Here is a 26806-nt window from a genome sequence, read left to right as displayed (position 1 = left end):
CCTGATCGACAAGCACTGATTGGAAGGCAGACCATGGCGGGACCCGTCCTGGAAATGCGCTCGATCGTCAAGACCTTTCCCGGCGTCAAGGCGCTGTCGGACGTCACTCTGACCGTCCGCCAGGGCGAGGTCCACGCCATCTGCGGGGAGAACGGCGCCGGCAAGTCGACCCTGATGAAGGTCCTCTCCGGCGTCCATCCGCACGGCAGTTACGAGGGCGAGATCCTCTTCGAGGGCGAGCCGTGCGAGTTCGGTGACATCCGGGCGAGCGAGCAGCGCGGCATCGTGATCATCCACCAGGAGCTGGCGCTGTCGCCGTACCTCTCGCTGGCGGAGAACATCTTCCTCGGCAACGAACACGCCAAGGGCGGGTTCATCGACTGGCGGGAGACCCTGCGGCACGCCACCCAACTGCTGCGCCGGGTGGGTCTGGAGGACCACCCGGAGACCCGCGTCACCGACATCGGCGTGGGCAAGCAGCAGCTGGTGGAGATCGCGAAGGCGCTCTCGAAGAAGGTGAAGCTGCTCATCCTCGACGAGCCGACCGCGGCTCTGAACGACGAGGACAGCGGCAAACTCCTCGACCTGATCCTGGAGTTGAAGAACCAGGGCATCACCTCGATCATCATCTCGCACAAGCTCAACGAGATCCGCCGGGTCGCCGACTCGGTGACGATCATCCGCGACGGCCACTCCATCGAGACCCTCGACGTGAAGTCGGCGGGGACGACGGAGGAGCGGATCATCTCCGGCATGGTCGGCCGTGACCTCGACCACCGCTTCCCCGAGCGCACCCCCTACGAGGGCGAGGAGGACGCGGCACCGGCCCTGGAGATCCGCGACTGGACCGTGCGGCACCCGATCGACCAGGAACGCAAGGTCGTCGACGACGTGTCGATCCATGTCCGGCGCGGCGAGATCGTCGGCATCGCGGGCCTGATGGGCGCCGGCCGCACCGAACTCGCGATGAGCGTCTTCGGGCGGACCTACGGCCGTTACGCGGGCGGCTCGGTCCTCAAGGACGGCACGGAGATCCGTACCAAGTCGGTCGCCGAGGCGGTCGGGCACGGCATCGCGTACGTCACCGAGGACCGCAAGCACTACGGCCTCAACCTCATCGACACCATCAACCGCAACATCTCGCTGACCGCTCTGAACAAGGTCGCCAGGCGCGGGATCGTGGACGAACACGAGGAGCGGCAGGTCTCCGAGGGCTACCGCAAGTCCATGAACATCAAGGCGCCGACGGTCTTCGAGCCGGTGGGCAAGCTGTCGGGCGGCAACCAGCAGAAGGTCGTCCTCAGCAAGTGGATCTTCGCCGGTCCGGACGTGCTGATCCTGGACGAGCCGACCCGCGGCATCGACGTCGGCGCCAAGTACGAGATCTACACGGTCATCGACCAGCTCGCCGCCCAGGGCAAGGCGGTCGTCTTCATCTCCTCCGAGCTGCCCGAACTGCTCGGCATGTGCGACCGCATCTACACCATGGCCGCGGGCCGGCTGACCGGTGAGGTGCCCCGGGCCGAGGCCACGCAGGAAGTGCTGATGCGCCATATGACGAAGGACAAAGAGGTAACGCGATGAGCACGGATGTCACCGCCAAGAGCCCGGCGCCCGCGCCGCCGGGCAGGAGCGGATCGGCCGCCGACGGGAACCTGCTCCGGATGGTCCTCGACGGGCTGCGCCGCAACATGCGCCAGTACGGCATGCTGATCGCGCTCGGCCTGATCGTCGCCCTGTTCGCCGTGTGGACCGACGGGGACCTGCTGCTGCCGCGCAACGTCTCCAACCTGGTGCTGCAGAACAGCTACATCCTGATCCTGGCCATCGGCATGATGATGGTGATCATCGCCGGGCACATCGACCTGTCGGTCGGATCGCTGACGGCGTTCGTGGGCGCCTTCGCGGCCGTGCTGACGGTCAATCACGGAGTTCCCTGGCCGCTGGCGTTGGTCCTGTGCCTGGCGATGGGTGCCGTGGCCGGCTCGCTCCAGGGCGTGCTGATCGCCTACTTGGGCATACCGTCGTTCATCGTCACCCTCGCCGGGATGCTGCTCTTCCGCGGTCTCACCGAGATCCTGCTCCAGGGCCAGACCATCGGACCGTTCCCGAACGGCCTGCAGAACCTGGGCAACGGCTTCCTCCCCGAGGTGGGCCCGCACACCAACTACCACAACATCACGCTGCTGCTGGGCATCGTGCTGATCGCCGCCGTGGTCTGGCAGGAGTTCCGCGACCGGCGCCGCCAGCAGGAGTTCGCCCTGGACGTGCCGCCCACCCGGCTGTTCCTGCTGAAGCTGACCGCGCTGATCGCCGCGATCCTCGTCCTCACCATGCTGCTCGCCAGCTACAAGGGCGCCCCGATCGTCCTGATCGTCCTGGGCGCGCTGGTCGTCGGCTACGGCTACGTGATGCGCAACGCGGTCTTCGGCCGGCACATCTACGCGATCGGCGGCAACCTGCCGGCGGCCAAGCTGTCCGGCGTCAAGGACAAGAAGGTCACCTTCTACGTCTTCCTGAACATGGGCGTGCTCGCGGCCCTGGCCGGTCTGGTGGTCGCCGCCCGGCTGAACGCGGCCTCGCCGAAGGCGGGCGACGGCTTCGAACTGGAGGCGATCGCCTCCTCGTTCATCGGCGGCGCCTCCATGAGCGGCGGTGTCGGCACCATCCTCGGTGCCATCATCGGCGGTCTCGTCCTCGGCGTGCTGAACAACGGCATGAACCTCCTCAGCGTCGGCACCGACTGGCAGCAGGTCATCAAGGGCCTCGCCCTCCTCGCGGCGGTCGGATTCGACGTGTGGAACAAGCGCAAGTCCGGTTCGTAAGTCAGCTCGGGCCCCGCCGGAAGGCGGGGCCCCACCTTTGTGGGAGCCGCACATGGAACTGAACAGACGCACGGTCATCGCAGGAGCCGCGGCGGCGGGCATCGCCGCGAGCACGCTCGGCGCGGGTACGGCGCAGGCCGCCTCGGGAGGCAGGAAGCCGGTGAAGGAGTCCTTCGGGAAGCTCGCCGACGGCACCAGGATCTACCGCTGGTCGCTGGAGAACGGCGGCACCCGGCTGAAGGTCCTCAACTGGGGCGGTGTCGTCCAGACCCTGGAGGTCCCGGACCGGCGCGGCCACTACGCCAACGTGGTCAACGGCTTCGACGACGTCGCGGACTACGTGGCCAGTTCGCCGTACTTCGGCGCGCTGATCGGCCGCTACGGCAACCGGATCGGCAAGGGGCAGTTCACCCTGGACGGCAAGAGCTACCAGCTCTCCGTCAACGACGGCGTGAACAGCCTGCACGGCGGCACCCAGGGCTTCGACAAGCACGTCTGGGACGTCGAGCCGTTCACCAAGGGCTCGGACGTCGGCCTCGTCCTGCACTACACCAGCGTCGACGGGGAGATGGGCTACCCGGGCACGCTCAGGGCAACGGTGACGTACACCCTCACCAAGCACGGCGAGTGGATCATCGACTACCGGGCCACCACCGACAAGGCCACGGTCGTCAACCTCACCAGCCACGTCTACTGGAACCTCGCCGGCGAGGGCAGCGGCACCATCGAGGACCACGAGCTGACGATCGCGGCGGGGCGGTACACGCCGACCGACTCGGGGCTGATCCCGACCGGTGAGCTGGCCACCGTCCACGGCACGCCCTTCGACTTCCGCGAGACGAAGACGATCGGGCGGGACATCCGGGCCGGGCACGCGCAGCAGGTGCTGGCCAAGGGGTACGACCACAACTGGGTCCTCGACAAGGGGATCACCGCGAAGCCGGAGCACGTCGCGACGCTGCGGGACCCGCGGTCGGGCCGCAGGCTGAAGATCGCGACCGACCAGCCGGGGCTGCAGTTCTACTCCGGGAACTTCCTGGACGGGACGCTGACGGGGACGGGTGGGCGGACGTACCGGCAGGGGGACGCGCTGTGCCTGGAGACCCAGCACTTCCCTGACTCGCCGAACCACGCGAGCTTCCCGTCGACGGTGCTTCGGCCGGGGCAGACCTACAAGTCCCGGACGATTCACAGTTTCGGGGCCTGAGAGGGCGTGGGCGCGGCCGGTAAGGGGCTGGTCGCGCCCACGCGCGGTCGGTTCCAAGAAGAAACGTAAACTCACACTTTTTTCACACCGCTTGAACAGGGCAACACCCGCCTCCGTACTCAAGGGCGGCCCGTGCTCCCCCGCGCGGGCCACCCAAGACGACGGGCCCGGTCGTCCCCACCGGGCCCGCCTCATACGGAGGTTCAATGGCCGGCAACGTCACCTCGTTGTTCCGCAGCGGTGCGCACAGCCCGTCGATGGCGGCGCTGACCCGTGAGGGAGGCGAGGGTGCCGGTCCCGTTGACTTCTGCATTCCCTGCAATCCGTACTTTCCCACCCCGGCGATGATGGAAACGATGGCGTCCAGACTCAAGGACATCATCACGTTCTACCCGAGCAGCGCCGACACCATCACCGCCGAGCTGTGCCAGCTCCTCCAGCTCCCGCCGCAGGCCGTCGCCATGGGCAACGGCTCCACCGAGCTGATCACCTGGATCGACCACCTGCTGGTCCGTGAGTCCCTCGCCATCCCCGTCCCCACCTTCGGCCGCTGGACCGACCAGCCGATGGAGACCGGCAAGCGCGTCGACATGTTCCCGCTCCAGGAGTCCAACGGCTTCGCCCTCGACCTCGCGCAGTACGCCGAGTTCATCCGCAAGCGGGGCACCCGGGTCGCCGTCATCTGCAACCCCAACAACCCCGACGGCGGCTTCCTCCACAAGCAGGCGCTGGTGCAGTTCATGGACGCCATGGCCGACCTGGACCTGATCGTCATCGACGAGTCGTTCCTGGAGTTCGCCGACGCCGAGGCCGAGCCCAGCGTCGTCCAGGAGGCGATGCTCCGGCCGAACGTCATCGTGCTGCGCAGCCTCGGCAAGAACTTCGGTCTGCACGGCATCCGGTTCGGCTACATGGTCGCCAACCCCTCGCTGGCCGGCAAGGTCCGCTCGATGCTGCCGAAGTGGAACCTCAACGCGTTCGCCGAGTACGTCGTCTTCATGCTCAAGGAGCACGGCGCCGAGTACGCGCAGAGCCTGCTCCAGGTCCGCAAGGACCGGCTGGAGATGGCCAGCCAGCTCTCCGTCCTGCCCGGTCTGACCGTCTATCCCTCGCAGGGCAACTTCCTCTTCGTGCGCCTTCCCGTCGGCGCCGAGGGCACGGTGGTCCGGGACCGGATGCTCACCGAGCATCGCATCCTGGTCCGCGAGTGCGGAAACAAGATCGGGTCTTCCAGCCGCTTCCTGAGACTCGTGGTGCGCCCCGAGGTGGACGTGCGTCGCCTGGTGTCCGCCATGGAGCAGGTGCTCTACGGGTCCAGGAGGGGAGCCGCCGTGCCCGAGCTGGGCAATGGGACCAGCTACAGCTCGGGTACGGCGGCGGTGGACCGGCTGGTGAGCGAGACCAACGGGGCGGGCATGCAGCTCGCGCAGGCCGTCGGTATGGGGCCCGGCCCCGGTCTCGCGGCGGCGCCGGCCATGGGGCCGGGTCTCGCCGCCGCTCCCGCCGCCGGTGTCGGCATGCCGCTCCCCGCCGCCGCCCAGCAGGGCGGCGTCGGGATGCCGATGCCGGCGGCAGCGCCCGCCATGCAGCAGCCTCAGCCGATGGTGGCGCAGATGCAGGCGCCCATGCAGGTACCGCCGATGCAGGCACCGATGCAGGCGCCGCCGATGCAGATGCCCATGCAGCAGGCCCCGGTTCCCGTGCCGGCGCCTGCTCCGGCCGGGCCCACCCCGACCGGGGTTCCGGCGCGGGGTGGGCTGACCGCCGCGCAGGTGCGGGGGATGACGGCGCCGGCACCTCCGGCACCCGCGTTGGCCCCGGCGCCGGCCACGGGGTGGCCGAACGCGCAGAGCTGGCCCAACGCGGCGGGGATGGGGCAGGCCGGGTAGACGCCGTAGGGGTGCGGTGCGAGATCGGGTGCGGCGCCATCGTGGCTGGTCGCGCAGTTCCCCGCGCCCCTGAAGGGGGCGCTTGCTGGTCGCGCCCACGCGGCGGAGCCGCACATCCAACACAGCCCCGCGCCCCTGTCGGGGCGCGTTGCCCCACCGCAAACTGATCAGCACCGTACCCGGAACCGTGCCCCGTAAGGGGCGCGGGGAACTGCGCGGCCCGCCCCCACCGGCCCGCGGTGGAGTGCTCAGCCCCGCACGGCGTGCAACAGCGACGCTCCGAGGGGGAGCGCGTAGCAGGCCGTCGGCCTGAAGCCCGCCCCCTCCAGCAGGCGCCCGTAATGGGCCTCCTCCCTCTCCCGGCCGCCCACGTTGCACAGCATGTGGACGTCCCAGGCTGCCGCTTTGTTGCCGGGCAACAGGCGTTCCACAACGAGCAGTTGGCTGCCCTCGCGCATCGCCTCGGCGCAGCGCCGCAGGATGGTCACGCAGCGTTCGTCGTCCCAGTCGTGCAGGACACGGGACAGGAGGTAGACGTCGCCGCCCTCCGGGACGGACTCGGTGAAGTCGCCGGCGGCGAAGGTGCAGCGGCCGGTCAGGTCGGCCAGTTCCGAGCGGGCCGCCTCCAGGGCCTCCGGTCGCTCCAGGAGGACGCCCTCGACATGGCCGTGGGCCCGCAGGACCCGGCCGAGCAGCGCGCCGTTGCCGCCGCCCACGTCCACCACGCGCCGTACGCCGGAGAAGTCGACCAGGTCGGGGACCGGCGTGAACATCTCCGCGCTCGCGGCCATCGCCCGGTGGAAGAGGTCGCCGAGTTCGGGGTGTTCGGCGAAGTAGGGGAAGTGGTGCTGTCCGTAGCGGTGGGCGAAAGCTTCCTGCCCGGTGCGTACGGCGTACGTCAGGCCGGCGAAGGAGTCGTAGAACGGGCCGCCGTACAGCAGCGCGAGGGGGTGCAGGGAGAACTCGGTGCCGGTGTGCAGGGGCTCGCCGAGGGCGGTGAGGTGGTAGGTGCCGTCGGCCGAGGCGGTCAGCAGGCCCAGGGTGGCCAGGTAGCGCAGGAGCCGGCGCAGGGCGTCGGGGTCGGTGCCGGTGTGGTCCGCGAGGGTGTCGGCGTCCAGGCCCGGCCGGGCGGCGAGGTGGTCGGCGATGCGGAGTTCGGCCATGGTGCGGACGGCTTGGGTGGCCCACGCGCCGGTCGTGACGCCGAGGAGGGAGAGGGTCGTGTCCGGCACCGGGTCGTGGCGGCCGGGCAGGCGCAGTTCGAAGCGGCGGTGGTGGGCGGTGCGGAAGTAGAGGACGGTGACGTTCTCGTGTTTGTTGTAGCCGCCGCCGTCCGGGACCGCGCCCGCGCGTTCGGTCAGCAGGGTGCGCAGTCCGGCGGGGATCACCCGTCCCGGTGCGGTCACGGCGAACGCGTGGTGGGACTCGTGGCCGGCGGCGCGTTCGTCGGCGGCGACCGTCTCCAGCGGGGAGCCGGGCGGCACGGGCAGCGCGAAGATCTCCACGGTCCGCCCGGCGACGGGCACGTACACGATCCCGACCACGCAGTCGACACCGCGGTCCAGGAGCAGATTGCCCAGCACGAGCCCTGCCGGTCCAGCGCCGACGATCACCACACCGACCTGTGCTGTTGTCATACCCGCCCCCGAAGATTCCTTTTGACCAGGAGGTTTCATATCAGCCGAATCCTGGATACAGGCGGCCAAAGGGGGTTGAAGCGGGATGATTAGCCCGAAAGGGTTGCCGGAGGCGATGAACGCCGAGAGGCGGGGGGCAAACGCCACGGTGCCCGTCCGCATCATGCGGACGGGCACCGGATGGAGCGCCGGGCAGGCCTTGCACCTGCATTTCCCCGCAGGAAGCGGGGCGTCTTTCCTTGGACCACCAACGCACTACCAGCCACCGGGTTTTGCGGTGACCAGCTCTGAGACGATCATACCGTATCCGGCGCGTCCTCCTGCTCCTCGTCGAGCCCGCGGACCAGGCCGCGCAGGACGGGCCCGTACTCGGGGTGGGAGAGGGCGAAGGCCATCTGGGCGACGAGGTAGTCGGCGGGGTTGCCGGTGTCGTACCAGCGGCCCCGGATGACCTGCCCGTACACGGCCCGGCTGGCGGCGTAGGCGTTGATGGCGTCGGTCAGGTACACCTCGCCGGTGCGGTGCTCGTACCAGCGGCGGGTCTGTTCGCGCAGTTCGTCGACGATGCCGGGGGTGATGACGTAACCGCCGATGGCCGCGTACGGGGACGGTGCGTCGGCCGGCGCGGGCTTCTCCACCAGGCCGGTGATGCGCAGCTGGCCGTCGCCGAGGTCCTCCTTGACTATGGGCACGCCGTAGCGCTGGGAGTCGGCGGGGTCCATCGGCAGCAGGGCCAGCACCGGGCAGCCGGTCTGCTCGTAGGCGCGGATCAGCTGCTGGGAGCGGGGGACGTCGGCGACGAACACGTCGTCGGGCCAGAGCACCAGGACGGGCTCGTCGCCGAAGGAGCGGGCGGCGTTCAGCACGGGCGTGCCGTTGCCGTACGGGCCGTACTGGTCGAGGTAGGTGATGTGACCACGGCGGGCCAGCTCGGCGACCTCCTCGACGGCGTCCGCGTAGGCGGGCTTCCCGTCGGCGCGCAGCTGCTCCACGAGCCCGGGGTTGGGCCGGAAGTGGTCCTGGATCAGGCTCTTGCCGCCCGAGACGACGATGGTGATGTCGGTGATGCCGGAGTCCACCAGCTCCCGCACGGTGTGCTCGATCACCGGTTTGTCGCCGACCGGGAGCATCTCCTTCGGCGTGGCCTTCGTCAGCGGCAGCAGACGGGAGCCGAGTCCGGCGGCGGGGATCACGGCCCTGCGGATCGTCGGAGGCATCAGGTCTCTCTCGGTCGGACGGCACGGGTACGCCGACGCTATCAACGGGTCCCGTGTCACCTGGTGAACGCCGACCGGCCGGAGACCTTCGTCCAGACGATTTCCGGGCGAAGCCGAGGTGAAGAGAAAGGTGAAGGGGGAGGTGAAGGGGGAGGGACGACCCGGTCCGCGGACTCCTCCGGCGCCGTGCTCATCGCGGCGGCTCCGTCTCCGCCGGGGCGGGAACCGCTCCCCGGGCGCGCAGCTCGGCGATCTCGGCGGGGCCGAAGCCCAGCTCGGCGAGGATCTCGTCGTTGTGCTCACCCAGCTCCGGCGCCCGTCTCGCCGGCACCTTCGGCACCCCTCGGAGGGTGACCGGGCTGTTGACGGTCTCCGCCAGTCCGCTGACCCCTTCCAGCGGTACGACGATGTCGTTCGCGCGCAGCTGCGGGTCCCGCGCGGCCTCTTCCGGTGTCTGGATGAGGCTGTAGGTGATGCGTTCCCGGTCCAGTGCGTCCTTCCAGTGGGCGAAGGGCCGCGAGCGGAACGCGGTGTCGAGCAGCTCGGCCAGTGCGGAGGTGTGCCGGATCAGACCCTCCAGGTCGGCGAAGCGGGGGTCCTCCAGCAGTTCGGGGTGTCCGACGGCGCGTGCGAGTCCCTGCCAGCGCGCGGGTGAGGCGACCAGCATGAGCCACTCGCCGTCCGCGGTCCGGTAGGGGTTGTTCAGCGGGTTCGCCGGGGCCTTGCGGTCGTGCAGCTCGAAGGGGGTGCCGTCGGCGAGGGCGGCGGCCACGAGGGTTCCGGTGGCCCAGACGCCCGTGGCGAGCAGTGACGTCCCGACGTCGGCCCCTTGTCCCGTGCGCTCGCGGCGGTAGAGGGCGGTCGTGATCGCCGCGTAGATGGCGATCGCCGTCGTGTAGTCGCCGCTGCCCCAGACCGGCACGGTCGGCGGGGCGCCCGCGTCGCGGGTGGAGGCCAGCAGGCCGCTGCGCGACCAGAAGGCGGTCAGGTCGAAGCCCGGCTGCCGGGCGTCGGGGCCGGTGTCCCCGAAGCCGGTGAGGTCGGCGTAGACGACCCTCGGGTTCCAGCCGGAGACCTCCTCGTAGCCGAGGTGCAGCTTCTCGCGGGTGCCGTGCGGGAAGTTGGTGATCACCACGTCGGCCCATTCGACGAGCCGCTTGAGGACCTCGACGGCCGTCGGCGCCTTCAGGTCCAGCACCATGCCCCGTTTGTTGCGGTTGGCGAGGTGCCAGCTGTAGTTCGCCTCCGCCCGCGGGCTGGGCGGCACGGAGCTCAGCCGCCGCTGGGGGTCGCCGGCACCCGGCGGCTCGATCTTGATGACGTCCGCTCCGAAGTCGGAGAGCACGGTGGCCGCGGCCGGTCCCGCGATGAACGAGGACGCGTCGAGGACCTTCAGGCCGGTGAAGACGGATTCGGTGGTCATCGTCATCACTTCACGAAGGCGCTCAGGCCGCCGGTGACGGCGCGTCCCACGATCAGGGTCTGGATCTCCCGCGTGCCCTCGTACGAGTAGAGGGCCTCGGCGTCGGCGACGAACCGGCCGACCTTGTAGTCCAGGACGATGCCGTTGCCGGCCAGCAGCTCCCGGGCCCACCCGACGCTCTCCCGCATCCGCACGGTGCAGTACGCCTTCGCCAGGGCGGAGTGCTCGTCCTTGTAGATCCCGGCGTCCTGCAACTGGGCCAGGCGCACCACCATCCCGCACGAGGCGGTGGCGTTGCCGAGCATCTTCACCAGCAGGTCCTGGACGAGCTGGAAGCCGCCGATCGGTCGCCCGAACTGCTCGCGTTCCTTTGCGTACTGCAACGCGATCTCGTAGGCGCCGAACATCACCCCCACGGCCTGCCAGGCCACCCCGCTGCGGGTCTGCCGCAGGATGCCGGCGGTGTCCTTGAACGAGTTCGCGTTCTGCAGCCGGTTGGCCTCGGGAACGCGACAGCCGTCGAGCACGATGTCGGCGTTCTGCACGATCCGCAGCGCCATCTTGTTCTCGATCTTCGTCGCCGTGAACCCGGGGGTGTCCTTCTCCACGACGAAGCCCAGCACGTGGTTCGTCTCCGTGTCCCGCGCCCAGATGACGACCAGGTCGGCGAAGGTCGCGTTGCCGATCCACCGCTTGGCCCCGTCGAGGATCCAGCCGTCGCCGTCGCGGCGCGCGGTCGTCTTCAGGCCGCCGGCCACGTCGGAACCGCCGTGCGGCTCGGTGAGCCCGAAGGCGCCGATCTTCTCGAAGCGGCTCATCGCCGGCAGCCACCGCTGCTTCTGCTCCTCGGAGCCGCAGGCGAGGATCGAGCCCATGGCGAGCCCCGTGTGCACGCCGGAGAAGGTCGCCAGGGACGCGTCGACATGACCGAATTCCAGCGCGAGGAATCCCGAGAGGAGATTGCTCGGCTTGGATTCCGCGGAGGCCGGGTCCGCCCAGTCCACCAGCCCGAGCCCGCCGAATCCCGCCACCAGCTGGAAGGGGAACTCGGCCCGCGCCCAGTAGTCGTCGACGAGGGGAGCGGCCTGCGTGTTGAGGAATTCGCGGACGCGCTCGATCTTCTCCCGCTCGCCGTCCGTCAGCAGTTCCTCGAAGGAGTAGAAATCGGCGGGCAGCCGCCCTTTGTCCAGGTAGGGACCGGACGGTGTCGGCAGCAGCGGGGTGGCACCCATGGAAGTCCTCCTCCGGCACGGTTCTCTGGCGCGATTAGACCCGGATCCCGCACCGATTCCCGCGAGCCCTCGCCGTTCAGGGGGCGCCCTCGTCGCGGCGAACGACCCTAATGGCCCCCTTCGTGCCCGGTACCGGCGCGTTCCGTGGCGCCGAACAGGGATCGTCCGTCCGGCTGTCTCAACTCAGGACTTGACGGTTGTTCACTTTGCCGAACTGACAGCTTTCCGACAGCAACCGTTCCTACGGTGCCGTGTCCATGACAGACACCTCAGAAGGTGCCCGCTCCGTCGGGCGCCGTACCGTACTCGTCGCCACCGGTACGACCGCCGCTGCCCTGGCCGTAGGTGCAGCGGTCTCGACCGAGGCCCCCGCGGCAGTCGCCGCCCCCGACCTCAAGCCGGCCGCCGCCGCGGCGGTCTGCACGCTCACGGAGGAGCTGACCGAAGGCCCCTACTACCTCGACGGCGCGCTGGTCCGCACCGACATCACCGAAGGCAAGGCGGGCATCGCGCTCAAGCTCGTCCTCACCGTCGTCAACTCCGCCTGCACCGTCATCCCCAACGCCCTCGTGGAGGTCTGGCACTCCGACGCGCTCGGCGAGTACTCCGGGTACGTCGGGAACAACGGCCACAACGAGGCCGACGACGGCACCTTCCTGCGCGGCGGCGTGCTCACCAACTCCAGCGGCGTCGCCAACATCACCACCATCTACCCGGGCTGGTACCGGGGCCGCGCCATCCACATCCACGTGAAGGTCCACACGGGCGTCACCCTGACCTCCGACGGCTCCTTCACCGGCGGTACGACCCTGCACACGGGCCAGCTCTTCATCAACGAGACCATCACCACGGCGGTCGCCAAGGTCTCGCCCTACTCGACCAACACGGTCACCCGCACCACCCTCGCCCAGGACTCCATCTACGACGACGGTGGCGCCACCTCCGGCCTGATGACCGTCACCGGCTCCACCACCGCCGGCTACACCGGCACGCTCACCCTCGGCGTCTCCAGCTGACGCCCGGGCCCCGGGGGCACGTCCCCCGGGGCCCCGCTCAGGCTCTGCGCCGGAACGGCAGGTCCACCTCGGCCCGTACGGTCTTGCCCGGTGCGTCGGCGCAGTCCCTGCTCAGCACCTCCCACCGATCGGCCAGCGCGTCCACCAGCACGAGCCCGCGCCCGCCGTCGTCCAGCGGCCCGGCCGGCCGTACGACGCCGGGTGCGGGCGGCCGCCGTTCGGCCAGGGTGTCCGTGACCTCGACCCGCACGCTCCCCGTCACCAGCGACACCCGCAGCTCGAAGTCCCGCCCCGGCACCCGCCCGTGCGTCACGGCGTTGGCCGCCAGCTCCGCGACGATCACCGACACCTTGTCGATCACCTCCGCCGCCGCGAACGGCCCGCCCCACGCGTGGAGTTGGGCGACGGCGAGATGACGGGCGAGCCGGGCGCCACGCGGGGTGGCACTGAGCCGCTGGGCGAGTGTTCGACTCACGGTGACGGTGGTGGGGGGAGCGTCCATGCGCCCAATCTGCCGCCCCGGACCAGCACTTCTCCAGCTGAGAGCCGCGTACGCTGGGCCCGCGTACGCGGTGACGCACTGGACCGTACTGGTCACCGGCCGTGACCATGGGGGGTGGGAGGTGGCCTACGTGGGCGATGGAGTGGAGCCGGAGTCGTCGGACAGTCTGCGGACCTTCGGAGCGGTGCTCCAGGCGTTGCGCGAGCACGCGGGGTTGAGCAGGGAGGAGTTCGCGGAACAGGTGCGGTTCTCGAAACACACGGTGGCATCGGTGGAGTTGGGGAGGCGGATGCCGGACGAGTCGTTGGTGGAGGCGTCGGAGGGGGTGCTGGGGAATACGGGGGCCTTGCGGCGGGCGGCGGGACATCTCGCTCGGCAGCCGGGGTTGGCGGCGTGGTTCCGGCGGTGGGCTCGGATGGAGGCGACGGCGATCAACCTCTACACCTACGAATGCCGAGTCGTGCCGGGTCTGTTGCAGACAGAGCAGTACACGCGTGCGGTGTCATTGAGCGTGCCGCCGATTCCCAACGACCAGGAACTGGACGACCGGGTGGCCGCACGCATCGCCCGGCAGGAACTGCTGTCCACCCGGCGGGAGCGACCGTGCGCGTTCAGCTTCATCATCGAACAGGCCCTGCTGGAGCGGCGAACGGGCGGCGACGACGTGACCCGAGAGCTGCTCGACCATCTACTGGAGATGGTCGAGCGCCACCGGAACGTAGAGGTCCAGATCATGCCTCTGCAGCAGCCCGTGCACGCCGGCCTGGATGGCCCGTTGCAACTGCTTGAGACCCCCGAGAATCAGTGGTTCGCTTATTCGGAAGGCCAGAAGAACGGCCGCCTCATCGCCGATCCGAAAGAGATCAGCGTCCTCCACCAGCGGTATGGAAAACTGCGCTCGCAGGCCCTCAGCCTCCGGGACTCCAGGGCCCTGTTGGAGCGGATGCGAGGAGCGCTATGAGCACGTCCGAACTGACCTGGTTCAAGAGCAGCTACAGCAGCGGCAGCGAGGGCGACTGCGTCGAGGTCGCCCTCCACTGGTACAAGTCGAGCTACAGCAGCAGCGGTGACGGCGACTGCGTCGAAGTAGCCACCTGCCCCACCACCATCCACATCCGCGACTCCAAGAACCGCCAGGGCCCCGCGCTCGCCCTCTCCCCCCACGCCTGGGCCACCTTCCTTACGCACACTGGAAAGTGACTGTGGGGCCGCCCGCTTCTCTTTCATGGTCGTGCCTCCGCGACCCGAGTAAAGGGCGCTGCGCGTCGCCTTCGGCGATGGGCCTGCGGCCCACCCTTGACACGGGCCGCTCCAGCACGGGGGAGAAGCGAGCGGGCAGCCCGGGAAAGTGGGCGGCTCAGGCAAACGGGCCCCACGGTCGGCTGCGTACGCGTCCGGCGTGAAGGGGCGCGATCGCGCCTCGCCAGCACGCCGGGACGGCCAAGCGGCGAACGGACTGGTGGTGAGTGGCCGAAGGCCGGGGCCGGAGCGATCAGCTCCGCATCGGTCCCCCTCACGCACCGCCCGGAGTGGTGACTGGAGGATGTGTGCCAGGCAGGGGGGGTGTTTGCCAGGTGAGGCGGGGATGGATCGGGGTGCGGATGGCACGAATCCTCCGATCAACCCGTGACACCGGAACGGCGGGGCCCGCCGCGGCTGGGCAGAGCGGTCCGCCCGCCACCGGCCGTTCGCCGCTTTGCCCGCCCGGCGTGCCGGCGAGGCGCGACCGCGCCCTCGACGTCGATGCGGACTTGACCCACGGCTGGGAACACCCCGGTCGGCCCCCCGTTCCTCTCCGGCCGCCCGCACGCTTCTCTCCCGTGCTGGAGCGCACCGTGTCAAGGGTGGGCCGCAGGCCCATCGCCGAAGGCGACGCGCAGCGCCCTTTACTCGGTGCGCGGAGGCACGACACTGGTCGGAGAAGCGGGTGGCCTCACGGTCCTTCTCCGACGGGCGTACACACCGGCGGGCCTCCGGCGCCTCGTCTGCTTGCCGATCGCGACATGGCCATACCGAAATGGCCACATTGTTCGCACACTCTTCCTCCACCCGACCTCCACATGCCGTGAACGGCGTGATTTGATCCCGGCACTGCGAGTCCACCGGGGAGATCCAGCCATGTCCAGACGCCTTTTCGCCGTGTTTCTGGCGCTGAGCGCCACCGCCCTCACCTCGTGCTCCGACGGCGGGGGTACGGCCCTGGAGGGCAGCCTGCAGGCCTACGGCATCTCCGGGTACGAGCACGCCCAGGTCGGCAAGGAGTACTGGGTGAGCATGCTGCAGATGGAGAACAAGTCGGGGAAGCCGCTCACCGTCCTCAGCGGGAAGATCGTCCATGTGCCGGCCGGGCTGCGGATCACGGGGTACCGGATCAACAGCTCCGCCGGCATCGGCGGTCACCGCTTAGGGGCGATGCCCGTCGGTGACGCGGAAGACGTCGACCGTGCCGGTGATCACAAGGGCAGTTCGATCCAGATCAAGGCGCACGCCCTGTCGGACCTGTACTACGAGGCCCGGGTCAAGGTGACCGGCGCCGTGCACGGGGACCTGACCACCTGCCACTACGAGTACCGGCAGGGCTCCACCACGTACCACCAGGACATCGGCTGCGACACCCGGATCCGCCTCGGCAAGCCCGTGACCGGCTGAGGCCCTGGACCAGCCACATCGCCATCGAGACCTTCTTCCCGGCGGACGCGCATACGGCTGCGGCGTTGCGGGCGATGACCGGATGAAGCCAGGTGCCAGGCGATTCGAGCACCCCGAATGGTGCTGGTGGGGGCCGTCGGTGCCGGCCCCCACCGAGAGTCAGAACGCCGCGAGGCCGTTCGGCGAGCCGTTGCCCGTGGGTCCGTCGTAGCCGGTGACCCCGTTGCACTGGTAGTCGCCGCCGCAGTCCACGCGCTCCGCGTTGGTGCCGCCCACGACGTCGTTGAGCCCCGCCGTGCCGCCGTAGAAGTACGACGCGTCCGCGTACCGCTCCGGGTTGCCCGCCAGGGCGATGACCCCGGCGATGTACGGCGCGGACGCGCTGGTGCCGCCGATGACGAGCCACCCGGCATAGCCGCCGTAGCTGTCGTACACCGCAGGCCCCGTCAGCGGGTCGGCGACCGCCGCGACGTCGGCGACCATCCGGCCGGGGCAGTTCTGGTCGGTCTGCCAGGCCGGTTTGTCGATCCACGCCGAGCAGCCGCTGCCGGCGCCGCCGTAGGGGTTGCCCCACGCCTGTTCGGTCCAGCCACGGGCGTTGCCCGCCCGGCTGAGCGAGGTGCCGCCGACCGCGGTGACACTGGTGAGATCGGCCGGCCAGTTCGGCACGCCGTACCCGTAGTCGCCGGAGGACACGGTGATCGCCACGCCCGGGTGGGCGTAGGAGGGCGAGTAGCTCTGCAGTCCGTTCCCCTCGGCCGTGCCGTAGCTGTTGGACACCTCGGTGGCGCCCAGCGCGACGGCGGTGTCCACGGCCTGGGACAGGTTGGCGACGCTCGCGTCGTCGCCCTCGACGAGCAGGATGTGACAGTCCGGACAGGCCGCGGACACCATGTCCAGGTCGAGGGAGATCTCGACGCCCCAGCCGCGGTCGACCGGCAGCGGTGCGCTCTGCCCCCGCTGATTGACCTTGCGGAAGCAGCCGTTGGCCGTCGTGCAGGGCGGCAGGCCGTACGTCTGCCGGTACACCGCCAGATCGGCCTCGGCCTTCGGGTCGTCGCCGGCGTCGACGACCGCCACCGTCTGGTCCGCGCCGCCCGAACTCGGCAGGTTGTAGGCCGCGTCCAGGTCGGCGGGACCGTATCCGCTGGGCAGGGTGGTGGCGGTCGCGGTCGTACTGCCCGCGGCGTTCGGGCCCCGGACCCCCTTGCCGCCGTCGATGTCGGTGCGGACCAGGGAGAAGCACCGCGCGAAGCCGGGGCTCGCGGCGCCGCACGCCGGGGTCACACTCGCCGAGGTGGCGTGCGCCGTGGACGCGGTCGTGGCCGCCACCGCGGCGGTCAGGGCCACCAGCAGGGCCCGGATACGGGCCGGGGTCGCCGGGGTCATCGGGTACCTCCACTGGCGGCGACGGTGTACGCGCTGGTGATGGTCTGGGTGATCGAGCCGCCGGCCGCGTCGGTCGCGGTCACCTTGATCGCGGGTGAAGTGCCGTGCGCGGAGACCGGGTTGAGCCAGGCGGCCTGGTAGGTCCCGTTCAGGCCCACGACGAGCGCGGGCTTCCAGGTGGTGCCTCCGTCGTAGGAGACGGACACCTTCGCCGAGGTGATCCGGGAGTGCGAGCCGGCGCCGTCGTAGGAGACATGGCCGACGTCGAGCCGCATGGTCTGGATCAGCTGGTCACTCGTGTTGTTGTTGTCGGAGGTCAGCCGGTAGCCGAGGGTGAGGGCGGGGAGGATCTGGCAGGGGGTGTCCGCCGACTCGCCGAAGCAGGTGTCCGTGTCGGGCAGCGCGCTGCCGCCACCCGTGCGCGGGACATACCGGAACGTCAGGTCGGTGTGTGTCCTGGTCGACTGGCTGAACGCCGGATTGGCGCTCAGGTCGGTGTCGTACACCGTGCGGTAGGTCGTCGGCGTCGTCGGCGCCCCCTTGATCTCGACACCGTACTGGTTCGTCGAGTCGAAGACCCGCTGCCCGTCCGCGTACAGGGTGAAGTGCTGCGGCACCGTCACGAACGCGTAGAAGCCGACGTGCGTCGAGACGCTGTCGACCGCCGGATCCAGGATCATCGTGAGGTTCGAACCCGCCGCGCAGGCGTAGCAGAACTGGTAGCCGACGTGCCGGCCGAGCGCGGGCTTCAGCGGGCCGTGGTTCCAGTCCACCGAGTACGAGCGGCCGCCGGCGAAGGTGACGGGATCGGCGTACTGCCACACGGCGCCCGGGGAACTGGCCATCTGCGCCCAGGTGCCGCCGTCACCCGTGCCGAGGTACTCCGTCAGGTCGGCGGGCCACTGCTGCCCGTTCCACGGGCTGACCTGCGTGGCCCCGCCGACGGCGTTGTAGGGGTCGACGAAGCCGCTCAGCAGGGAGCCGTGGTACGTGTTGTTCGCCGCCGGGTCGATGGCGAAGTGCTGATGCACCGTGGCGAGCGTGCGCGCCGTCTCCACATGCGTCTGGTCCGCGGGCACCCCGTCCGACCCGTACGCCAGGTCGTAGCGGTACGCGTCGCTCGCCGTGGTCGCCGTGGCACCCCACTGGATGACGTCGTGGATCTCACCGACCTCGGCGGCGGGCTGTGCGTTGGTGTACAGCGGGGTGCTGCCCCACATCGTCAGCAGCATGCTCGTCAGGGCGCCGGTCGCGTCCCGCCGGAAGTAGTGCGCCATGAGGATGTCCTGGACCGCCGGACGAGGTGTCCGGACCGAGAACAGGGAGCTCGCGGTGGTCTCGTCGAGCGACACCGTGGTGGTCCCGGTGGCGGACACGGTGAAGTCGCTGAGGGTGAACTGGCGGACGGCGGACAGCCGGCCCTGCGCGTCGTAGTCGTAGAAGAGGCCGTAGAGCCCGTAGTTCCCGGCCGGTACCGCGACGCGCGCGACGCCGTTCACCACGGTGACGGGGGTGATCTCGCGCGTGAACGAATCCGTGTTGTACAGCTGCAGGTAGGCGTTGGCCGGCAGACCGGTCAGCCCCGTCGCGTCGATCTGCAGGATCTTCAGGGGGTACTTGGGGCTGACGGTTCCGTCGGGTGTGCCTTCGGCGTGCGCGCCGGTCAGGCCCATCGAGGTCAGCCCGTCGAACAGCGGTGTGCTGCCCGGCTGACGGCCCGCGGCCACGTCGGTGCCGATCGCCCTGCGCAGCGCCGCGGTCAACGCGGTGCCCGAGGAGGCGGTCAGATACCCCTGCGCGGTGGTACCGGACACGGAGGTCAGGGTGACTCCCGCGGGCCCGGTCGGCGTCGTGCCCGGGGCGAAGGACAGGTCGACGGATATGCGGCCGCCGTCGGCGCCGGCAACGTTGTCAGAGGCTGCGCCGACGGTGCCGGAACCTGCCTGGTCCTGTGCGAGCCGGGTGACGTCGAAGAGCGAGAGGTCGAGTCCGTTGCCCAGGTAGGGCATCGCCACCGCGGGGATGGCGTAGTGGTCGCCGGACGCGTCGTCGTAGGACTCGACGGCGCCGTCCTCGCCCGCGGCGGGGAGCACGGTGTACGTGGGCCGCTGACCGGGCCGGGTGGTCACGACGATCTGGTCGCCCGTCACCAGCGTGACGGTCGTCGTGTCGGTGCTGACACCGCTCGCCGTCAACGAGGTGGCGACCGTGCCGGTACCGGTGTCCGCCGCGGCGGGAAGGGTGGTCAGGAGAGCGCAGGCCAGGCCGACGGCGACGGCGGCGAGACGACGCCGGTCGGCGTGTTTCTTCGGGGGTCTGAGCAGGGGGAACGGCATCGGGTGTGCAGCCTCCTCGGGTTCGGGCATGAGAACTCACCGCAGAGAGGCCACACTTCGTGCGCGACGGCGACTTTGCACCCGAAGTCGTGACCTTCAACTGGGGCAAGCACGCCGCCTTTGGCGCGTGGTTCGCGATCAGTATCGGGACGCGGGAGGGATCGCACAAGAACGCCGCGTCGCCCGGACTCCAGATTCCGACGGACCGTCAGATGGCCTTCCGTGGGCGGTCGTTGCCCGAGCACGGCAACCTCGCGTCGCTCCGCACCACCACAGCGTCCGGTTTTCGCCGCGGCGCGTGACGCCGGACGGGGTCAGGGAGAACGGCGACACCGCCGAGCACTCGCGCGTATGTGCCGGAGTTCTTCTGGTCGCCGAACTCCCGGACGAGGACTTCGCACAGCCCTCGGGGTGCAAGGGCTGGCTGGTGCGGGACCTGGTCTGTCACCTGGTCGTCGATGCCCAGGATGTTCTGAACACCCTTGTCACGCCCGCCGAGAGCCTCGCAGGGGCCCGGGCGATGCTGGAGGAGATCGCCGGTGCGGCTTTCCCCGGGTCACTGTCCGACGCGGACGCTCTGCTGATCGGCACCGGCCGCCGCGCGCCGACCGAGTCGGAGCGGGCGGCGCTGGGCGACTGGGGCGGGAGACTGCCGCTGTTTCTGGGATGACGCCGCCCCGTGGGCCGCGGCGGTCGGGCATCGGGCGGGTCTCGGCATGGGACGGTCTCCGGCTTCCTCAGCCTTCGTCCAGTACCGCCCGGATCACGTGCCGGGCGTTGCGGGCCATCGCGGGGTTGGTGTCCCGGTAGTACGGCAGTGCGATCAGCGCCTGGGAGAGGGTACGGGCCCGGCCGCGGAGCCAGGTCGCGTCGTCCACGGCGAGGGCCTCGCGGAAGGCTTTCCGGCCCTCGGGCGGCAGCAGGTTCCACGCCGGGAACAGGTCGCAGGCCGGGTCGCCCACCCCCGCGCACCCGAAGTCGATGACGGAAACCAGCCTGCCGCCGTCGACCAGCAGGTTGCCCGGCATCAGGTCGGCGTGCAGCCATACCGGCGGTCCGTCGCCGTCCGGGACCCGCAGCGCCTCCTCCCACACGGCGGCCACGGCATCGCAGTCGACGCCCTCCTGCGGGATACCACGCAGTTGCTCAATCGCCGCCCGGGTCCCCGCGTCGAGCGAGGAGAGCGGCCCGCCCCGGTACGCCCGCGGCGCGGCCGGCAGCGGGATGCCGCGCATCGCCGTCACGAACGCGGCCAGGTCCTCGGCGAGCCGCACGGGCTCGCTCAGGGCGCCCGGTTCGGGAAGCTCCCCCGGCAGCCATCGGTAGACCGACCACGGCCACGGATACCCCTCGGCCGGCTCCCCGGCGCCGAGCACCTCGGGGATGCGAACGGGCAGGTGGGGTGCGAGGCGGGGCAGCCACTCCCGCTCCCTCGACACGTCCTCGGCCCCGCCCTTCACCAGCGGGAGCCGCACGACCATGTCGTCGCCGAGCCGGTACATGGCGTTGACGGTGCCGCCGGACGGCCAGCGCCGCACCTCCGGCCCCGCCCACTGCGGGAACTGCCCGGCGATCAGCCGTCGTACAAGGCCGTCGTCGATGGGGTGCATGCCGGGATGCGGCCGCCCTGTACTCATGCGTGTCATCGGATCACCGGGCGCCGGAAGGCGTCAAACGCCTTTCGGGGCGGGACGCGCGATGGCCACATGGGAGGCTGGCGATAGAATCGTGCCATGTCCGCCGACATAGACTTCCTGAAGACCCGGCCCCACCGGGTCGTCGTGCTCGCCCTCGACGGGGTCTACCCCTTCGAGCTGGGCATCCCGAACCGGGTCTTCCCGTGCGTCCCCGGCGCCTACGAGGTGCTGACCTGCGCGGCGACCGACGACCGTACGGTGGCGACCAACGCCGACTTCACGGTCACCGTCGGGCACGGGCCCGAGGTGCTGGAGAGCGCGGACACCGTGGTCGTACCGCCGTACGACATGTCGCGGATCGCGGACGAGCTGCCCGGGCCGGTCGCCGCCGCGCTCGGGCGGATCCGGCCCGGTGCCCGGATCGTCTCCATCTGCACGGGGGCGTTCACGCTCGCGGCGGCCGGGCTGCTCGACGGGCGGCCCGCTACGACGCACTGGGCGCTGGCGCCCCGGTTCCGGCGGATGTTCCCGCAGGTCGCGCTGGATCCCGATGTGCTGTTCATCGACGACGGTGACGTGCTGACCTCCGCGGGCGCCGCCTCCGGTGTCGACGTCTGTCTGCACGTCGTCCGCTCCGACCACGGCAGCGCGGTCGCCAACAGCGTGGCCCGGCAGTGTGTCGTACCGCCGTGGCGGGACGGCGGCCAGGCGCAGTACATCGAGCAGCCGGTGCCGGACGAGAGCGCCACCGGGACCGCGGCCACCCGGGCCTGGGCCCTGGAGAACCTCGAACGGCCGCTGGCCCTGCGGGAGTTGGCGGAGCACGCCCGGATGAGCCAGCGCACCTTCGCGCGCCGCTTCCTGGACGAGACCGGTGTCAGCCCCGGCCGCTGGCTGATCCAGCAGCGGGTGCACCGGGCCCGCTACCTGCTGGAGACCAGCGACCTGGCGATCGACCGGATCGCCGCGGAGGTCGGCTTCGCCACCGGCACGTCCCTGCGGCAGCACCTGCACGCGGCGATAGGGGTGTCCCCGCAGGCGTACCGGAACACGTTCCGGGAGACGGCCGCGGCCCGGGGCTGAGCACCGTGCGACCGGGTCAGGCGTTCCAGCCGCCGTCGACGTCGAGGTCGCCCGGCTGGGCATCCGTACCGAGGCGTTGTTGTGGATGACGGTGGCCCCCCCGGCGGCCTGGAGGAGACCGGCCGGCGGCTCAGCCGCCATCCACAGGTGCGGTTCGCCTCGGCGACCACCGGCTCCGCCAACCTGCTGGTGGCGGCCGCCGCGGCCGACCTCGACGCGCTCTACGTCTTCCTGAGCGAGACCGTCGGCGCGCTCGAACACGTCACGACCATCGAGGTCACGCCCATCCTGACGGGGGTCAACCGGGCTGGTCCGCCCGGGGAGCCTGTGAGCGGGGCGCGGACTACTTGGCGGGGCACTCCTTCCAGGCCAGGTGGTAGACGGTGCTGATCTCACCGTCGGTGGAGTCCATGGTCATGAAGCTGACCTTGCCGGGGTTCGCGCTGCCGGCGGTCACCCGCAGCTCGGTGTTGATGTTGAAGTTGCGCTGGACCCCGCAGGGCGCCCAGACCAGCTGGGCCCAGTCGGTGGTGTCGGTGGCCTGCCAGTTGTCGTCGTAGGGGCCCCGGAAGGGGTGGTTCGCGGAGGCCGTGTTGGAGGAGCCCTGGAAGTAGTACGAGGCGCGCTGGGTACCGGTGGCGCCCTGCTGGAGGGAGGCGAAGCCGCGGTAGTCGGCGCTGGCGATGGCGTAGGTGAAGCCGCCCGGCACATGAACGACCAGGTTGAGCTGGCAGTTGCGTCGGAAGGCGGTGGGGTCGGAGTTGCCGCCGGCCTGGGCGAGGTAGTCGCTGTAGGTGACGGTGAAGGCCTCGTTGTCCTCGGAGACGGCGACGGCGGTGGTGCCCTGCGGACAGCCGGAGCCGTTCACCGTGGCGACGTTGATCACGATCTTGTCCGGCGGCGGGTCGTCGAAGACGGGCGACGACGAGGCGTTGGCCTGAGCGGGCAACCCGGCGGTGAGCAGCGCGGTGAGCGCTCCGCCGAGCAGGAGTCCATGCCTCATGGGTTTCATGGTTTCTCCGGTTCGGTGATCGGGTGGGGGGTGACACCTCGGCCCAGGACCCGCACGCCCTTCAGCGTTCGGTATGGTTCACCTTTGAAGAACCTGTGAGTTTCCTGTGGAGAACGAGGCGCTCGCATCGTAGGAACCCCCACACCGAGCGGTCAGGGCGAACTCCGGCCATTCACAACGGCGGATTTCACAGCCCCGTCAACGCCCGCCCGCACCCCTACGGGTTCTCCCATGCCGCCGGTTCCGCGGCCAGGGCCCGGACCGGCTCCGGGAGGGCGTCCGCCGCGATGTCCGCCACGGTGACCCCTTCGAGGATCCGGCGGACGTTCGCGCGCAGCGCGATCCACAGGGGCAGCAGGGGCTGGGCGGTGCCGGTGTAGGCCAGACCCGTCGGGCGTTCGCCGCGTACCGAGACGATCGGGCCGTCCACCGCCCGGATGAGGTCCGCCACGGTGATCGCGGACGCGTCCCGCGCCAGCCGGTAGCCGCCGCCCCCGCCACGCCGGCTGTCGACGATCCCGGCGCGCCGGAGGTCACCCAGAATTCCCTCCAGGAATTTGTGCGGGATCTCCTGCGCCCCGGCGATCTCCTCGGCCTTCACCGGGCCGTCGTCCTGCCGTACGGCGAGCTCCAGTACCGCCCGTACCGCGTAATCCGCTCGTGCCGAGATCCTCATGCGTCCATTGTGGGGCGTCCTCCCGTGGACAATGGGCGCACCCGCGCCCCGTAAGATCGCCCGGGAGGATCCCTTGGCGCTCAGCAGACGTACCTTCAGTGCCCTCGCCGGCTCGACCGCGCTCGGCTTCGCCCTGGGCGGCAGCGGCGGCCCCGGGGCGCCCGCGGCCTACGCCGCACGCACCGTGCCGACCGGCCCGGCCCCCGCCGCGCCGAGCGCCGACGGGCGGCGACACGCCATCGGCCACGACCACTACTCCCTGGTCGTCGACGGCCGCCGGCTGGTGGTGTGGTCCGGTGAACTGCATCCCTTCCGGCTCCCGAGCCCGTCCCTGTGGCGGGACGTCCTGGAGAAGATGCGGGCGCACGGCTACAACACCGTCAGCATCTACGTGGCGTGGAACTACCACTCCCCCGCGCCCGGCACGTTCGACTTCACCGGCGTCCGCGACCTCGACCTGTTCCTGCGCACCGCCGCCGAGACCGGGCTGTACGTCATCCTGCGCCCCGGCCCCTACATCAACGCCGAGGTCGACGCCGGCGGCTTCCCCGGCTGGCTCACCGCCACGCAGGGCTCGGCCCGCACCGACGACCCGGTCTACCTCGGGCACGTCGACGCGTGGCTGACGGCCGTCAACCGCATCGTGCGCCGCCACCAGCACACGGACGGCGGCGGGACCGTCCTGCTCTACCAGATCGAGAACGAGTACGACGGCCACATCGCCGACCCGGCCGGCCCCGCCTACATGTCCCACCTGTACAAGAAGGTGCGCGCGGACGGCATCGACGTCCCCCTCTTCCACAACGACAAGGGCCGCAACGGCTACTGGATCCCCGGCTCCTTCGACACCGGCGGCGAGAGCGGGAAGTGGCTGTACGGCTTCGACGGCTACCCCGCCCCCACCCAGACCCCGCCGGACTGGGGCGACTTCGGGATCGGCGGCCTCAAGGGCGGCGCGACCGCCAGCCCCCGTACGCCCGGGTTCGTGCCGGAGTTCGGGGGCGGCTGGTTCGACCCGTGGGGCGGGGTCGAGTTCGGCGGCAAGGGGTACGCCGAGTCCCGGCGCACCCGGGACGCGGCCTACGAACGCCGCTTCTACCTCACCAACCTCGCCAACGGCATCACCCTGCACAACGTCTACATGACCTACGGCGGCACGAACTGGGGCTGGCTGCCGGCACCGGTCGTCTACACGTCGTACGACTACGGCGCGGTCATCGACGAGGCCCGCAACATCACCCCGAAGATCGCCCCGATGCACCAACTCGGCCACCTCCTGCAACGCGTCCCGGACTTCGCCAAGCTGGAGCGCGCGGCGGACGTCCACGCGGACGGGCTGAAGACGTACCACCTCACCAACCCGGACACCCAGGCGCACGTGTACGTGCTGCGCAACGACAGTGCGAGCGAGGTGACGTCCACCCTGAAGACCCGCAAGCGGGACGGGGGCGACGACATCGAGGTCACCGTCCCGGCCAAGGACGCCCGGCTCATCACCACCGGGCTCTCCCTCGGCAAGCGGAAGCTGCGGTACGCCACCGCCCAGCCGATGGCCGTGTTCACCGCCGGCCGGTACGACATCGCCCTGTTCACCGGCCGGTACGGCGAGATGGCGCACCTGGTCCTGGAGTGCCCGGCCGAGCCCTTCGTCCAGCGCCTGGACGCCGAGGCGGCCTGGGTCTACGACCAGGGCGTCCTGCACGTCACCGCGCCGCTCGGCCAGGGCGGGCTCACCCGGGTCCTGGTCCAGCGCGGCGAGAGCGACACCCCGCTGCTCCTGCTCTTCGCCGACGACGCGACCTCGCTCCGGCTGTTCCCGTACGACACCCCGTCCGGCACCCTGCTGGTCTACGGCCCCGCACTGCTGCGGCACGCCAAGCTCAGCGGCGGGACCGTGCAGCTCACCGGGGACACGGTCGGACCGAGCGGCGTGGAGGTGTGGGGGCCGCGCGGGATCACCTCGGTCACCTGGAACGGGCGGCCGGTACAGACCCGGGTGACCCTCTCCGAGAGCCTGGTCGCCACGTCGGACCTGGCGGGGGCGCCGAAGCCGGCACTGCCGGTCCTGGCCGGCTGGCGCCGGAAGACCGAGAACCCCGAGTCGGCGCCGGCCTTCGACGACTCGTCGTGGACGGTCGCCGACAAGAAGACGTCGTTCAGCACGACGCCCGTCCCGGACGGTCAGCCGGTGCTGTTCGCCGACGACTACGGCTTCCACTACGGGGACGTCTGGTACCGAGGCCGGGTGGACGGCGACCTCGAGGACCTGGCGTCCCTCTCCCTCGCCTACAGCACGGGCACCCAGGGCATGCTGATGGCCTGGCTGGACGGGAAGCCGCTCGGTTCGCACCGGATGCCGGTGCCGGACACGAAGACGGTCCGGCAGGGCAGTTGGGCGGCCACGGCCGAGTTCTCCGTCGCCAAACCCAAGAAGGGGGAGAAGGACAAGCGGCGCGAGCAGCAGAAGCACGTGCTGTCCGTGCTGGTGCGGCGGATGCAGCACGACATGAACGGCCGCTCCCTGGACACCCACAAGGTGGCCCGCGGCCTGACCGCCGTGACCTTCAAGGGTGCCTCCCCGAAGGTGAGTTGGCGGATCCAGGGCGAGACCGCGCCCGATCCGGTGCGGGGGCCGCTGAACAACGGCGGCCTCTACGGGGAGCGGAAAGGCTGGCATCTGCCCGGGTTCGCGGACGGCGGGTGGGAGCCGGCCGAACTTCCGCGCGCCGACAAGGGGATGGGCGTCACCTGGTACCGCACGGGCTTCAAGCTGGCGGTGCCGGACGGGGTCGACGCGTCGGTGGGGCTGGTGCTGGAAGACGATCCGGCGCGGGCCTATCGGGTGCAGATCTTCCTGAACGGGTGGAACCTCGGGCAGTACGTCAACGACGTGGGACCGCAGCACACGTTCGTGCTGCCGAACGGGATTCTGCGGACCCGGGGGGCCAATACGTTGGCCCTGGCTGTGCTTTCGGATGGGACGAGCGAGTTCGGGCCGGGGGTTGTGCGGCTGGAGTTGCTGGGGAGTGCGGCCGGAGGAGTACCGGTGGCTTCGGTGGACTCCCCCGGCCGTTGA

23 protein-coding genes are annotated in these 26806 nt (G+C 70.4%); 13 read left to right on the top strand and 10 right to left on the bottom strand.

Going from position 1 to position 26806, the window contains the following annotated elements; translation table 11 throughout:
- Positions 1-33: 33 nt before the first annotated feature.
- From mmsA to ACGFZQ_RS04240, 4 genes are all read left to right on the top strand, one after another.
- The gene (gene mmsA, locus ACGFZQ_RS04255) at positions 34-1584 is read left to right on the top strand and encodes a multiple monosaccharide ABC transporter ATP-binding protein (RefSeq protein ID WP_393839079.1); all 1551 of its coding nucleotides are present in this window, start codon (positions 34-36) and stop codon (positions 1582-1584) included.
- A complete protein-coding gene (gene mmsB, locus ACGFZQ_RS04250; RefSeq protein ID WP_393839078.1) occupies positions 1581-2825 on the top strand; it encodes a multiple monosaccharide ABC transporter permease in 1245 nt (414 codons plus the stop codon). Before mmsA ends, mmsB begins: the two co-directional genes overlap by 4 nt.
- A gap of 52 nt (positions 2826-2877) precedes the next feature.
- Entirely contained in the window at positions 2878-4032 is a 1155-nt protein-coding gene (locus ACGFZQ_RS04245; RefSeq protein WP_393839077.1) for an aldose epimerase family protein, read from the top strand.
- Positions 4033-4238: 206 nt separating this feature from the next.
- On the top strand, positions 4239-5921 hold the full coding sequence (locus ACGFZQ_RS04240) for a pyridoxal phosphate-dependent aminotransferase (RefSeq protein WP_393839076.1): 1683 nt from the start codon (positions 4239-4241) through the stop codon (positions 5919-5921).
- 248 nt (positions 5922-6169) lie between these two features.
- Here ACGFZQ_RS04240 and ACGFZQ_RS04235 read toward each other — a convergent pair whose 3' ends face one another.
- The 4 genes from ACGFZQ_RS04235 to ACGFZQ_RS04220 all read right to left on the bottom strand — a co-directional run bounded on the left by ACGFZQ_RS04235 (position 6170) and on the right by ACGFZQ_RS04220 (position 11430).
- On the bottom strand, positions 6170-7558 hold the full coding sequence (locus ACGFZQ_RS04235) for a methyltransferase (protein ID WP_393839075.1): 1389 nt from the start codon (positions 7556-7558) through the stop codon (positions 6170-6172).
- Positions 7559-7854: 296 nt separating this feature from the next.
- Entirely contained in the window at positions 7855-8775 is a 921-nt protein-coding gene (locus tag ACGFZQ_RS04230; RefSeq protein WP_393839074.1) for a UTP--glucose-1-phosphate uridylyltransferase, read from the bottom strand.
- Positions 8776-8965: 190 nt separating this feature from the next.
- Positions 8966-10198, bottom strand: a complete 1233-nt coding sequence (locus ACGFZQ_RS04225; RefSeq protein WP_393839073.1) for a CaiB/BaiF CoA transferase family protein — start codon at positions 10196-10198, stop codon at positions 8966-8968.
- 5 nt (positions 10199-10203) lie between these two features.
- On the bottom strand, positions 10204-11430 hold the full coding sequence (locus ACGFZQ_RS04220) for an acyl-CoA dehydrogenase family protein (protein WP_393839072.1): 1227 nt from the start codon (positions 11428-11430) through the stop codon (positions 10204-10206).
- Between the two features lie 257 nt (positions 11431-11687).
- On the opposite strand from ACGFZQ_RS04220, the gene ACGFZQ_RS04215 reads away from it, so the two are divergent.
- On the top strand, positions 11688-12446 hold the full coding sequence (locus tag ACGFZQ_RS04215) for an intradiol ring-cleavage dioxygenase (RefSeq protein WP_393839071.1): 759 nt from the start codon (positions 11688-11690) through the stop codon (positions 12444-12446).
- 37 nt (positions 12447-12483) lie between these two features.
- Here ACGFZQ_RS04215 and ACGFZQ_RS04210 read toward each other — a convergent pair whose 3' ends face one another.
- On the bottom strand, positions 12484-12948 hold the full coding sequence (locus ACGFZQ_RS04210) for an ATP-binding protein (RefSeq protein WP_393839070.1): 465 nt from the start codon (positions 12946-12948) through the stop codon (positions 12484-12486).
- 130 nt (positions 12949-13078) lie between these two features.
- Here ACGFZQ_RS04210 and ACGFZQ_RS04205 point away from each other — a divergent pair, with 130 nt between their 5' ends.
- The 3 genes from ACGFZQ_RS04205 to ACGFZQ_RS04195 all read left to right on the top strand — a co-directional run bounded on the left by ACGFZQ_RS04205 (position 13079) and on the right by ACGFZQ_RS04195 (position 15597).
- Entirely contained in the window at positions 13079-13909 is an 831-nt protein-coding gene (locus ACGFZQ_RS04205) for a helix-turn-helix transcriptional regulator (protein WP_365795838.1), read from the top strand.
- On the top strand, positions 13906-14148 hold the full coding sequence (locus ACGFZQ_RS04200; RefSeq protein WP_393839069.1) for a DUF397 domain-containing protein: 243 nt from the start codon (positions 13906-13908) through the stop codon (positions 14146-14148). Before ACGFZQ_RS04205 ends, ACGFZQ_RS04200 begins: the two co-directional genes overlap by 4 nt.
- A 918-nt stretch (positions 14149-15066) precedes the next feature.
- Positions 15067-15597, top strand: a complete 531-nt coding sequence (locus tag ACGFZQ_RS04195) for a hypothetical protein (protein ID WP_393839068.1) — start codon at positions 15067-15069, stop codon at positions 15595-15597.
- A gap of 159 nt (positions 15598-15756) precedes the next feature.
- Here the strand turns inward: ACGFZQ_RS04195 and ACGFZQ_RS04190 are convergent, their stop codons facing one another.
- A complete protein-coding gene (locus tag ACGFZQ_RS04190; RefSeq protein WP_393839067.1) occupies positions 15757-16986 on the bottom strand; it encodes a peptidase S8 in 1230 nt (409 codons plus the stop codon).
- Positions 16983-19322 (bottom strand): hypothetical protein, encoded by a 2340-nt coding sequence (locus ACGFZQ_RS04185; RefSeq protein WP_393839066.1) that lies wholly within the window; start codon positions 19320-19322, stop codon positions 16983-16985. The genes ACGFZQ_RS04190 and ACGFZQ_RS04185 overlap by 4 nt, the downstream gene beginning before the upstream one ends.
- Before the next feature lie 59 nt (positions 19323-19381).
- On the opposite strand from ACGFZQ_RS04185, the gene ACGFZQ_RS04180 reads away from it, so the two are divergent.
- Positions 19382-19624 (top strand): hypothetical protein, encoded by a 243-nt coding sequence (locus tag ACGFZQ_RS04180; protein WP_393839065.1) that lies wholly within the window; start codon positions 19382-19384, stop codon positions 19622-19624.
- Positions 19625-19689: 65 nt separating this feature from the next.
- On the top strand, positions 19690-19992 hold the full coding sequence (locus tag ACGFZQ_RS04175; protein WP_393839238.1) for a maleylpyruvate isomerase N-terminal domain-containing protein: 303 nt from the start codon (positions 19690-19692) through the stop codon (positions 19990-19992).
- Between the two features lie 67 nt (positions 19993-20059).
- Here ACGFZQ_RS04175 and ACGFZQ_RS04170 read toward each other — a convergent pair whose 3' ends face one another.
- On the bottom strand, positions 20060-20959 hold the full coding sequence (locus tag ACGFZQ_RS04170) for an aminoglycoside phosphotransferase family protein (protein ID WP_393839064.1): 900 nt from the start codon (positions 20957-20959) through the stop codon (positions 20060-20062).
- A gap of 96 nt (positions 20960-21055) precedes the next feature.
- On the opposite strand from ACGFZQ_RS04170, the gene ACGFZQ_RS04165 reads away from it, so the two are divergent.
- Positions 21056-22042, top strand: coding sequence for a GlxA family transcriptional regulator (locus ACGFZQ_RS04165; RefSeq protein WP_393839063.1), 987 nt, complete (start codon positions 21056-21058; stop codon positions 22040-22042).
- 81 nt (positions 22043-22123) lie between these two features.
- Positions 22124-22432, top strand: coding sequence for an Lrp/AsnC ligand binding domain-containing protein (locus tag ACGFZQ_RS04160; RefSeq protein WP_393839062.1), 309 nt, complete (start codon positions 22124-22126; stop codon positions 22430-22432).
- Here ACGFZQ_RS04160 and ACGFZQ_RS04155 read toward each other — a convergent pair.
- Together ACGFZQ_RS04155 and ACGFZQ_RS04150 are read right to left on the bottom strand one after the other, a co-directional pair.
- Positions 22386-23045 carry a DUF4360 domain-containing protein gene (locus ACGFZQ_RS04155; RefSeq protein WP_351691974.1) on the bottom strand — a complete coding sequence of 220 codons (660 nt, stop codon included), beginning with the start codon at positions 23043-23045 and terminating at the stop codon, positions 22386-22388. The two genes, ACGFZQ_RS04160 and ACGFZQ_RS04155, sit on opposite strands and share 47 nt — an antisense overlap.
- Positions 23046-23271: 226 nt before the next feature.
- On the bottom strand, positions 23272-23730 hold the full coding sequence (locus ACGFZQ_RS04150) for an RrF2 family transcriptional regulator (protein ID WP_382526754.1): 459 nt from the start codon (positions 23728-23730) through the stop codon (positions 23272-23274).
- A 73-nt stretch (positions 23731-23803) separates the two neighbouring features.
- On the opposite strand from ACGFZQ_RS04150, the gene ACGFZQ_RS04145 reads away from it, so the two are divergent.
- The gene (locus ACGFZQ_RS04145; RefSeq protein WP_393839061.1) at positions 23804-26806 is read left to right on the top strand and encodes a beta-galactosidase; all 3003 of its coding nucleotides are present in this window, start codon (positions 23804-23806) and stop codon (positions 26804-26806) included.

The sequence above is a fragment of the Streptomyces sp. NPDC048254 genome (assembly GCF_043201895.1).
Classification (GTDB): domain Bacteria; phylum Actinomycetota; class Actinomycetes; order Streptomycetales; family Streptomycetaceae; genus Streptomyces.
Note: the sequence above shows the minus strand (reverse complement) of the source record. Positions and strands in the feature narration are given on the sequence as shown.